This is a genomic window from Frankia sp. CcWB2, from assembly GCF_977927585.1.
Window position 1 is genome coordinate 7,308 of the sequence record NZ_CDWRCM010000116.1, and the last position, 6,189, is coordinate 13,496.

The window sequence follows — 6,189 nt, forward strand, 5'->3', positions numbered from 1 at the left end:
TCCATGACGGCGCGATCGAGGCCAGCACGGCCGGGGCAAACGCGGTCGAGGCCGGCGCGGTCGAGGCCAGCACGGTCGGGGCCGGCGAGCGGGAGCTCCGGGAGCTGCTGGCCCAGCGGGTCGTCGTGCTCGACGGGGCCTGGGGCACGATGCTGCAGAACGCCGGGCTCACCCCGGCCGACTACCGCACGGAGCGGTTCCGCGACCACCCGAAGGACGTCGCCGGCGACCCGGACCTGCTGAACCTGACCCGTCCGGATGTGATCCTCGACGTGCACCGGCAGTATCTCGCGGCCGGCGCGGACATCACCACGACGAACACGTTCACCGCGACGAGCATCGGCCAGGCGGACTACGGGCTGCAGTCGCTGGTGCGGGAGATGAACCTGCGGAGCGCGCGGCTGGCCCGCCAGGCCGCGGACGAGGCCGCCCGGCAGACCGGGGGGCGCCGGTTCGTCGCCGGTTCGATCGGCCCATTGAACGTCACGCTCTCGCTGTCTCCGCGGGTGGAGGATCCGGCGTACCGGGCGGTGACCTTCGACGAGGTCCGGGCCGCCTACGCCGAGCAGATCCAGGCGTTGGCGGACGGCGGGGTCGACCTGCTGCTCATCGAGACGATCTTCGACACGCTCAACGCGAAGGCCGCGATCGCCGCCGCCCGCGAGGTCGCCCCGCGGCTGCCGCTGTGGATCTCGGTAACGATCGTCGACCTGTCCGGGCGGACGCTGTCGGGGCAGACCGTCGAGGCGTTCTGGAGCTCCATCGCCCACGCGCATCCGCTGGTCGTCGGGGTGAACTGCTCGCTCGGTGCCGAGGAGATGCGCCCGCATGTCGCCGAGCTCGCCCGGCTCGCCGACACGTTCACGGCCTGCCATCCCAACGCCGGCCTGCCGAACGCCTTCGGCGGCTACGACCAGACCCCGGACGAGGCCGGCCGGCTGATCGGCGAATTCGCCGCCGCGGGCCTGGTCAACATCGTCGGCGGCTGCTGCGGGACGACGCCGGCGCACATCGCGCGGATCGCCGCCGCCATCGCCGGCGCGGCGCCGCGCCCGGTTCCGGCCCCGCCGGCGCGCACCCGCTTCAGCGGGCTGGAGCCGTTCGAGATCGGCGAAGATACCGGCTTCGTCATGATCGGGGAGCGCACCAACGTCACCGGTTCGGCGCGGTTCCGGCGGCTGATCGAGGCCGACGACTACCAGGCCGCCGTGGACGTCGCCCTGGAGCAGGTGCGCGGCGGGGCCAACCTGCTCGACGTCAACATGGACGCCGACCTGCTCGACAGCGAGCGGGCGATGACCACGTTCCTGAACCTGCTCGCCACCGAGCCGGAGGCGGCCCGCCTGCCCATCATGGTCGACAGCTCGCGGTGGAGCGTGCTGGAGGCCGGGCTGCGCTGCGTGCAGGGCAAGGGCGTCGTCAACTCGATCAGCCTCAAGGAGGGTGAGGAGCCCTTCCTGGAGCAGACCCGGCGCATCCGCGACTACGGCGCCGGCGTGGTCGTGATGGCCTTCGACGAGCGGGGCCAGGCCGACACCGCCGAACGCAAGGTGGCGATCTGCGCCCGCGCCTACGACCTGCTCACCCAGCGGGTCGGCTTCCCGGCCGAGGACATCGTGTTCGACCCGAACGTGCTCGCCGTCGCCACCGGCATCGCCGAGCACAACGGCTACGCGAAGGCGTTCCTCGACGCGTTGCCACTGATCAAGCATCGCTGCCCGGGAGCGCGGACCAGCGGCGGCATCTCGAACCTGTCGTTCTCCTTCCGCGGCAACGACATCGTCCGCGAGGCGATGCACTCGGCGTTCCTCCTCCACGCCGTGCGCGCCGGGCTCGACATGGGCATCGTCAACGCCGGCCAGCTCGCCGTCTACCAGGACATCCCCGCCGACCTGCTCGAACTCGTCGAGGACGTGCTCTTCGACCGGCGCGACGACGCCACCGACCGGCTCGTCGCGTTCGCCGAGACCGTGAGCGGGAGCGGCACGAAGCGCACGGTGGACCTGTCCTGGCGCGAGGCGCCGGTCGAGGAGCGCCTGGCGCACGCGCTCGTGCACGGCATCGTCGACTTCATCGAGCCCGACACGGAGGAGGCCCGGGCGCGGGCGGCCCGCCCCCTCGACGTGATCGAGGGACCGCTCATGGACGGCATGAAGATCGTCGGTGATCTCTTCGGATCCGGGAAGATGTTCCTGCCGCAGGTGGTCAAGAGCGCCCGGGTGATGAAGCGCTCGGTCGCCTACCTGGAACCGTTCATGGAGGCCGAGAAGCAGCAGGCGCTGCTGGCCGGCACCGACACCGCCGGCACCGGCCGTGGCAACCGTGGCAACGGCACGGTGGTGCTCGCGACCGTCAAGGGCGACGTGCATGACATCGGCAAGAACATCGTGGGTGTGGTCCTCGGCTGCAACAACTACGAGGTCATCGACCTGGGGGTCATGGTCCCCGCCACGGTCATCCTCGACACGGCGGTGGCGGAGGGCGCCGACGCGATCGGCCTGTCCGGCCTGATCACTCCGTCCCTGGACGAGATGGTCACGGTCGCCACCGAGATGCAGCGCCGCGGGCTGAAGCTGCCCCTGCTGATCGGCGGCGCCACCACCTCGCGCCAGCACACCGCCGTCCGCATCGCCCCCGCCTACGACGCCACCACCGTCCATGTGCTGGACGCCTCCCGCGTCGTCGGCGTGGTCTCGGACCTGCTCGACGCTGACCGGGCCGGGGAGCTCGCCGTGCGTAACCGGGCGGAGCAGAAGCTCCTGCGTGAGCAGCACGAGAACCGCCAGCAGCGCCCGCTGCTCCCCCTCGCGCAGGCCCGGGCGAACCGCGAGCAGGTCACGTTCGACGACCTGCCCGTCCCCGCCTTCACCGGCGTCCGCGTCGTCACCCCGGACCTCAGCGCGCTGCGCGCGATGATCGACTGGCAGTTCTTCTTCCTTGCCTGGGAGCTGAAGGGCAAGTTCCCGGCGATCCTGGACCAGCCGGTGGCCCGCGAGCTGTACGACGAGGCGAACGTCCTGCTCGATCAGATCATTGCGGACGGTAGCCTTCAGGCCCGCGGGGCCTACGGCTTCTGGCCCGCCGTCGCGGAGGACGACGACATCCTGATCGATCTGATCGACGTCGGCGCGGTGAACAGCGCCGGCTCGCCGGGTCCGGGTGGCTCGCCGGGTCCGGGTGGCACGTCGGGTCAGGGTGCCACGGAGCGGCTGCGCCTGCCGATGTTGCGCCAGCAGACGGCCAAGCCCGCGGGGCGGCCGAACCGCAGCCTCGCCGACTACCTGGCCCCGGCCGGGGACCACATCGGCGGGTTCGCCGTGGCCGTCCACGGCGCCGACACGCTCGCGGCCGGCTTCGAGGCTCGGCAGGACGACTACCGGGCGATCATGGTAAAGGCCCTGGCCGACCGGCTCGCCGAGGCGTTCGCCGAGTATGTCCACCTTGAGGCGCGACGCGCCTGGTTCGAGCCGGACGCCGAGCCGTCGCTGGAGGATCTGCACGCCGAGCGATTCCGCGGCATTCGTCCCGCCTTCGGCTACCCGGCGAGCCCCGACCACAGCGAGAAGCAGGCGCTGTTCGACCTGCTGGACGCCGGGCGGGTGGGGATGGGCCTGACCGAGTCCTTCGCGATGACCCCCGCGGCCGCCGTCAGCGGGCTCATCTTCGCCCATCCGTCGTCGCGGTACTTCACCGTCGGGCGCATCGGCCGGGACCAGGTCGAAGACTACGCCCGACGGCGGGGCCTGAAGATCTCCGACGTCGAGAGATGGCTGCGCCCCAACCTCGCCTACGATCCGGACGCCTCGGCCGGCTGACCTACCCGGGCCAGATCGGTCAGACCGGCAGGGATGTCCACATACAGGAAGATACCCTGCGTGTACGTTGAGTGCATGACCGTGTCGCCTAAACTGAGCGTGCCGGAGGCCCGGGAGCGGCTCACGGCGATCATCGACCAGGTTCGCGCCGACCACACGCCGGCCTGCCTCGCCCGCCGTGGCCGGCGGGTCGCGGCCGTCAAGGCCGACCTCGGGCTGGCCTGAGGTACCCGGTCGGCATCGCCCCGCATGCGCTTCGTCAGTTGCGCAAGCTCGACCCAACGGCGCGACGCCGCGTCCAAGCGGCGGCCAGGAACGGGCTTGGCCGGCCATGCCAGAAGATCGCCAGGTCGTCGCGGGCGCGGGTCGCCGCGACGAACAGCAGTGACCGGTCTCGTGCCCGTTCCTGCTGATACCTCCCTGCCCCGAGGAGCCGACATGAAGATCTGACCGCGACCGCGGCCACCCAGGGCCAACGCGACAATGACTTCAACCACTGTGCCGAGGGGGAACTGGTGTGGATCGGCCTGGTCTACGCGATCGACTGGGCGGACCCCGACGGCGGATGTGGCTGTAGGCGGTCGTTCACGGGACTGTCCTCGCACCTCGCGACGACGACGGCGATGGTTCGCGACATCGCCGAGATGAGCCGGAGCTCCTACGCCGAGGCCCTACGGGCGGGCCTCGCCGCGCAGAGGTGGCACGCCGTCGGCTCCGAATCGCTGGCCGACGAGCTGACCCGGCTCGTCGACGGCTGGCCGGCAGGCGCCGTCGTGGAACGCAGGCTGGACATCGTCACCGTGCGCGAATGGACCATCCCGTAGCCAGCCTCAGCCCCACCGGTACCGTCATACGGCCCGGCCCGTGCTGGCCGGCCCGTGCTGGCCGGTCTTCCCGCCGCCGTGATGGGGACCTGGTACGCACAGCCGCGGCACAGCGGGCGCACAGTGCGGGCAAAGACTGTCCCGCCATGGTGAAGGCACAGGATCAGTCGATCTCAAGGAGAGCGCATGGCGGACTACCAGCGGGACGGCCGGAGGCCGACGTACGAGGGGCGTCCCCTGCCCCGGCCCGAGGAGGAGGCCGTCGACCAGGGACTGGGCTTCGACCTCGGCACGCTGCTGAGCCGGCGACGGATGCTGACCTTTCTCGGCCTCGGTGCCGCGACGGCGGGCCTGACAGCCTGCGGGACAGGCGGGGCCCCGAAGCCTCGGGATCGTCCGGCTCCACCGCGTCGCCCAGCACGTCATCATCCGCCTCGACCAGCGGGGCGTCCAGGGAGATCCCCCAGGAGACGGCTAGCCGCTACCCGGGCGACGGTTCCAACGGGCCGGACGTGCTCGAGCAGAGCGGCGTGGTCCGCAGCGACATCCGGTCCAGCTTCGGGGGGAGCCACCGGCACCACCGAAGGCGTCCCCATGACGCTGGAGCTGACCATCACCGACCTCGCCGGCGGCGTCCCCTTCTCGGGAGTGGCCGTCTACGTGTGGCACTGTGACCGCGAAGGCCGCTACTCGATGTACACCAACGGCATCACCGACCAGAACTACCTGCGCGGCGTCCAGATCGCCGACAAGGCCGGGAAGGTGCGCTTCACCAGCATCTTCCCGGCCTGCTACAGCGGACGCTGGCCACACATCCACTTCGAGGTCTACCCCGACCAGGCCAGCATCACCGACGCCACCAAAGCGATCGCCACGTCCCAGGTCGCCCTGCCGAAGAACGTCTGCGACCAGGTCTACGCGCAGCAGGGCTACGAGGCGTCGATCGCGAACCTGTCGCAGGTCAGTCTCGACAGCGACAACGTCTTCGGGGACGACGACGGCGCCCGCCAGCTCGCCACCGTGGCCGGCAACGTCACCAGCGGCTACACGGTCTCCCTCGCCGTCGGCGTCGACACCACGACCACCCCGTCCAGCGGCCAGCCCGCCGGTGCCCCCGGCGGCCAGCCACCGTCCGGCGCGCCCGGCGGGCGGCCACCGGGTGCGCCGAGCTGACCCACACGACGCCTCGGGAGGACACCCCGTCGTCACGGCCAACCCCCTCCGGTTCACGGAGTCGAACTCGACGATCCCGGTGGTCGAGCAGGTCCCCGGGGGCTCGGGTCTCCGGGGACTCGGGGACCTGGACAGGTGCGTGGGTGCACAATGGCGCTCTCGACCTCGGGGCGACTCACGCATCGTGGGTCGGGGAAATCGTGGGTTGGGGGAAGGTAGAGCCGCGATGTCCGTGCCGGAGGTGCCAGCGCCGGACGAGCTGGTGATCAGCGCGGAGGCTCCGGAGCCTGTTCGGGACGACCTCGGCATTGAGTTCACCGTCGAGTCCGACGTGGATGTCGCCCATCCGCTCATGACGATCGGTGATTCGCTCACCC

At 71.1% G+C, this 6,189-nt stretch carries 3 protein-coding genes and 1 pseudogene; all 4 read left to right on the forward strand.

Annotation, left to right across the window (positions count from 1 at the left end):
• The first annotated feature begins 104 nt into the window (after positions 1 to 104).
• The 4 genes and pseudogenes from metH to ACY45C_RS13405 all read left to right on the forward strand — a co-directional run bounded on the left by metH (position 105) and on the right by ACY45C_RS13405 (position 5,812).
• Positions 105 to 3,815 (forward strand): methionine synthase, encoded by a 3,711-nt coding sequence (gene metH / locus ACY45C_RS13390; RefSeq protein ID WP_462187944.1) that lies wholly within the window; start codon positions 105 to 107, stop codon positions 3,813 to 3,815.
• Positions 3,816 to 3,890: 75 nt separating this feature from the next.
• Positions 3,891 to 4,040: a type II toxin-antitoxin system prevent-host-death family antitoxin gene (locus ACY45C_RS13395; protein ID WP_462187942.1), complete on the forward strand. Its 150-nt coding sequence runs from the start codon at positions 3,891 to 3,893 to the stop codon at positions 4,038 to 4,040.
• Between the two features lie 221 nt (positions 4,041 to 4,261).
• Positions 4,262 to 4,639: a DUF7715 family protein gene (locus tag ACY45C_RS13400; protein ID WP_462187945.1), complete on the forward strand. Its 378-nt coding sequence runs from the start codon at positions 4,262 to 4,264 to the stop codon at positions 4,637 to 4,639.
• Positions 4,640 to 4,825: 186 nt separating this feature from the next.
• Positions 4,826 to 5,812 (forward strand): annotated as a pseudogene (locus ACY45C_RS13405) (intradiol ring-cleavage dioxygenase).
• Positions 5,813 to 6,189 lie beyond the last annotated feature (377 nt).

Bases quoted from the DNA above. Each gene is read 5' to 3' on its own strand.
- ACY45C_RS13395 (WP_462187942.1), top strand. From the start codon at position 3,891: ATGACCGTGTCGCCTAAACTGAGCGTGCCGGAGGCCCGGGAGCGGCTC.